Raw genomic sequence first — 4,635 nt, 5'->3', positions numbered from 1 at the left:
CGGAGGTCGGTGCCGACGCCCGCCCGACCGCATCGCGCGCCGTTCCTCCGCGCGGCGCCGGCCGCCGCGCACGACGGGTCCGGTACGCCCTCACGGTGCTCGCGTTCCTGCTGCCGAGCGCGGTGCCGCTCCTCCTCTTCGTACTCGGCCCGATGGTCGCCGCCGCCTGGATCAGCCTCACCGAGTGGAACCTGCTCGCACCCGCGAAGTGGGTCGGGCTCGAGAACTACGCGGACCTGCTCACCGATCCCGAGACGGCCGACGTCTTCCTCCACACGCTGTACTACATCGTCGGCTACCTGCCGCTCGTCTACGTGGGCGGGCTCGCGATCGCCCTCGCGCTGAACGCGGCGCTGCGCGGTCGCACGATCCTCCGCGGCGTGTACTTCCTCCCCGTCATCACGAGCTGGATCGTCGTCGCGCTCGTCTGGCGGTGGCTGCTCAACCCGTCGAACGGCGTCGTGAACAGCGTGCTCGCCTGGTTCGGCATCGACGGACCCGGGTGGTGGACCGACCCGGCCTGGGCGATGCCCTCGATCATCCTCGCCTCGGCGTGGAAGGACCTCGGCTTCGTCATGGTGATCCTGCTCGCGGGCCTGCAGGCCATCGACCCCGAACTGCTCGACGCAGCGCGCGTCGACGGGGCCGGATGGTGGCGTCGCCTGTTCTCGGTGACCCTGCCCCTGCTCTCACCCGCCACGTTCTTCGTGATCGTCATCTCGCTCATCAACGGGTTCCAGGTGTTCGACCAGGTGTACGCGATGACCGGCGGCGGCCCGGGCGGAGCGACCCAGGTGGTCGTCCAGCAGATCTACGACCTGACCTTCCGATACGGCAGGGCAGGCGAGGCGTCGGCGCTCTCGTGGCTCCTGTTCGTCGTGATCCTCGCCGTGACGGTCATCCAGATCCGCGGCCAGCGCAAGTGGGTGAACTATGGCTGAGACGACCCTCGCACCGACGCCGGCACGGGCCGGAGGCATCCGTCACCGCACCGACGCCGCGCGCGCGGCGCTCGCCCGGAGCGTGCTGCTGCACGTCGTGATGGTGCTCGGCGCCCTGGCGATGTTCTTCCCGTTCTACTGGACGGTCGTGACCTCGCTGAGCCCCGGCAGCGGCCTGGGCTCGACCCCGTCGATCGTCCCGGACGACCCGAGCATCGAGGCGTACCAGCGGCTGTTCGCCGACCTGCCGTTCGCCCGCGTCGTCGGCAACAGCCTGCTGCTCGCCACCGTGACGACGCTCGCGCAGCTCTTCACGAGCGCGACCGCGGCCTACGCGTTCAGCCGCCTGCCGTTCCGCGGGCGCACGGTCGTCTTCGGCATCTACCTCGCGACGATGATGATCCCGCTGCAGGTGCTCGTCGTGCCGCTGTTCGCCGAGCTGCGCGCCTGGGGGCTCGTCGACACCTACCTGGGGGCCCTGCTGCCGACGCTCGCGGCCGCCTTCGGGGTGTTCCTGCTCCGGCAGGCGATGAACCAGGTGCCCGTCGAGCTCGACGAGGCCGCGGCGCTCGACGGCGCCGGCCACTTCCGGATCTTCTGGACGGTGATCCTGCCCAACATCAGGCCGGCGCTCGCGACCCTCGCGGTGTTCGCGTTCATGGGCAGCTGGAACAGCTTCCTGTGGCCCCTCGTCGTGCTGCGCTCGCCCGAGCTGCAGACGCTGCCCGTCGCCCTGGCCGGACTGCAGGGCCAGTACACGACGCAGTGGGACATCGTCATGGCCGGCTCCGTCGTGAGCATCCTCCCGATGCTCGCCATCTACCTCTTCGCCCAGAAGTACGTCATCCAGGGGGTCGCGAACACCGGCATCAAGTGAGGCCCGCGACGCGCGCTCCGAGTCCCGAACACCCATCCGCTCCATCCACGCCTCACCCCTATCGAAGGAGATACGCACCATGAGGACCACAGCACTGGCCGGCGTCGGCATCGTCGCCGCCGCCGCACTCGCCCTGACCGGCTGCTCGGCCGGCGACTCGTCCGGCGACGCCGACGGGCCCGTCACCATCACCTACACGAACTTCATCTCGAACGGCGGCAACGAGGAGAACCTCCAGGCCATCGTCGACGCGTTCGAGGAGGAGAACCCCGACGTGACGGTCGAGGTCACCACGCTGCCGTACGCCGACTACGGCACCGCGCTGCAGACCGACCTCGCCGCGGGCACCGTCGCCGACGTGTTCGACATCGAGTACGCGAACTTCGCCCAGTACCAGGCGAACGGCGTCCTCGCCGAGCTCGATCCGGAGGACCCGGCCGCCTACCGTCAGAGCGTGCTCGAGGCCTACCAGGCGGATGGCACGCAGTACGCCCTCCCCAGCTCCTTCTCGACCGTCGTGCTCTTCTACAACAGCGACCTGTTCGAGGCCGCGGGCGTCGAGACGCCGACCGCGGACTGGACCTGGGCCGACGAGCAGGCAGCGGCCGAGCAGCTCACCGACGAGGCCGCAGGCGTGTGGGGCGACCACCAGCCCGTGAGCTTCTACGAGTACTACAAGGTGCTCGCGCAGAACGGCGGCGAGTTCCTGGACTCCGACGGCACGGCCGTCGCGTTCAACACGCCGGAGGGCGTCGAGGCCGCCGAGTGGCTCGTCGGCAAGAGCGGCACGACCATGCCGACCATCGAGGACGGCCAGGGCACGCCCGACTTCGACACCAACCTCTACCTCGACGGGAAGCTCGCGATGCTGCACACCGGCATCTGGATGTTCGGCGCGTTCGCCGACGCGCCCTTCGGCTGGGACATCGCGGTCGAGCCGGGCAACGCCCAGCAGGCGAGTGCGCTCTTCTCGAACGCGGTCGGCGTCTCTGCGGGATCGGAGCACCAGGAGGCCGCTGCCGCCTTCGCCGAGTACCTCACCTCGAGCGACGTCATGGTCCAGACCCGCCTGGATGCGGGATGGGAGCTCCCGGCGACCTCCGACGAGGCCGCGCTCGACAGCTACCTCACGCTCGGGAACCCCGAGAACCGGCAGGCCGTCTTCGACTCGCTCGAGGACGTCGCGCTCCCTCCCGTGGTCGCCGCGGGCCAGCAGGAGATGCAGGACATCATGACCGAGGAGCTCGTCGAGGCGCAGGCCGGTCGGAAGACCGTGCAGGAGGCGCTCGACTCCGCCGAGGAGCGCATCAACGCCGCCATCGGCGGCTGACCGCTCGCACCGCCTCGGGGCCGGGCGCCCACGCGCCCGGCCCCGCCCATCCACCACGCACGGAGGCAGCCCCACGATGACCCTTCCCACGACCGCCGGCGCCGCCCGCGCCGACCTCGCTGCGCTGGTCGCCTCGAGCGCCGACCTCATCGCCACGCTCCAGGACGCCGGCGGCGCCTACCCCGCGAGCCCGACGTTCTCGGCGTACGCCGGGTACAGCTGGTTCCGTGACGGCGCGTTCATCGCCGACGCCATGTCCGCGTACGGCCGCGCCGAGTCGGCCGAGCGGTTCTTCGACTGGTGCGCCGGCGTGCTCGAGTCCCGTCGCGACGACATCGGCGCGATCACGGCCGCCGCCCGGACCGGAGCGCCGTTCGCGGATTCCGCGATGCTGCCCACGCGCTTCACCTTCGACGGCCGGGCCGGCGACGACGAGTGGTGGGACTTCCAGCTCGACGGATACGGGACCTGGCTCTGGGCGCTCGCCGAGCATGCGCGTCGGCACGGCGCTGACGCCGCGCGCTGGGCGCCGGCGATCGCGCTCACGGTCGACTACCTCGCGTCCTCGTGGCAGCGCCCGTGCTTCGACTGGTGGGAGGAGCACGCCGAGCACGTGCACGTGTCCACGCTCGGCTGCATCGCGGCCGGACTGCGAGCGGCCGCGTCGCTCGGCGTCCTCGACGACGACGGCGCCGCACTCGCGGCTGCGGCGGCGGCGGACGTCGAGGGGTTCATGGTGCGGCGCGGCGTCGCCGAGGGGCACCTCTCGAAGTGGGTCGGCTCGACGGCCGTCGACGCGAGCCTCGCGGCGATCGTCGGGGTCATGGACGTCGTCCCCGCGGCATCCGAGCTCGGTGCCGGCACCATCGCCGCGATCGAGCGCGACCTGACGGTCGACGGCGGCGTGCACCGCTTCGTCGGCGACACGTACTTCGGCGGCGGCCAGTGGCCGTTGCTCTCCTGTTTCCTCGGCCTGGCCCACGCGCGCGCCGGCGACGCCGACCGTGCGCGCGAGCTGCTCGACTGGGCGGCCGGGACCGCGGGGGCGGACGGGTCGATGCCCGAGCAGGTGGAACGGCACCTCCTCGACCCCTCCCGGGTCGACGAGTGGGTCGCGCGTTGGGGGCCGTCCGCCGACCCGCTGCTCTGGAGCCACGCCATGCTCGTCCGACTCGCCGTGGCCCTCGACGGCGCACCCGAATCCGCACCCGCACCCCAGGAGTCCGCTCGATGATCCGCCACCGCCCGTTCGGCTCCGGCCACCCGTACTCGATCGACACCGAGCAGCGCCGGCCGATCGACCCCGTCCCAGGCGAGCCGCTCCGGCTCGGCGTCCGCGCGACGCCCGACGTCGAGTCCGTCGAGGTCGAGGTCGAGGTCGAGGTCACGGATGCCGCGGGCTCGCGCCGCACCGAACGCCTCCCGCTCGCGCGCGCGACGCGCACGTCGCGCGGCCAGACGATCGACGGCGGGCACCTCGCCTCCGC

The 4,635-nt window shown here is 71.7% G+C and carries 5 protein-coding genes; all 5 read left to right on the top strand.

Translation table 11 applies throughout. The features are described 5' to 3' along the window. Positions 1-941: carbohydrate ABC transporter permease (locus tag ESO86_RS11720; RefSeq protein ID WP_242492333.1), on the top strand; the 941-nt coding region annotated here is incomplete at its 5' end. Then, on the top strand, positions 934-1,818 hold the full coding sequence (locus ESO86_RS11715; RefSeq protein WP_129235196.1) for a carbohydrate ABC transporter permease: 885 nt from the start codon (positions 934-936) through the stop codon (positions 1,816-1,818). The genes ESO86_RS11720 and ESO86_RS11715, both read left to right, overlap by 8 nt. A 79-nt stretch (positions 1,819-1,897) precedes the next feature. Beyond that, complete coding sequence (locus ESO86_RS11710; RefSeq protein ID WP_129235195.1) at positions 1,898-3,148, top strand: ABC transporter substrate-binding protein; 1,251 nt, start codon at positions 1,898-1,900, stop codon at positions 3,146-3,148. A gap of 76 nt (positions 3,149-3,224) precedes the next feature. Next, positions 3,225-4,382, top strand: a complete 1,158-nt coding sequence (locus tag ESO86_RS11705) for a glycoside hydrolase family 15 protein (protein ID WP_129235194.1) — start codon at positions 3,225-3,227, stop codon at positions 4,380-4,382. Next, positions 4,379-4,635: hypothetical protein (locus ESO86_RS11700; protein ID WP_207207106.1), on the top strand; the 257-nt coding region annotated here is incomplete at its 3' end. The genes ESO86_RS11705 and ESO86_RS11700, both read left to right, overlap by 4 nt.

It is taken from the genome of Agromyces binzhouensis (assembly GCF_004135055.1).
GTDB classification, from domain to species: Bacteria; Actinomycetota; Actinomycetes; order Actinomycetales; family Microbacteriaceae; genus Agromyces; species Agromyces binzhouensis.
This window is presented reverse-complemented; position numbering and strand designations above follow the sequence as displayed.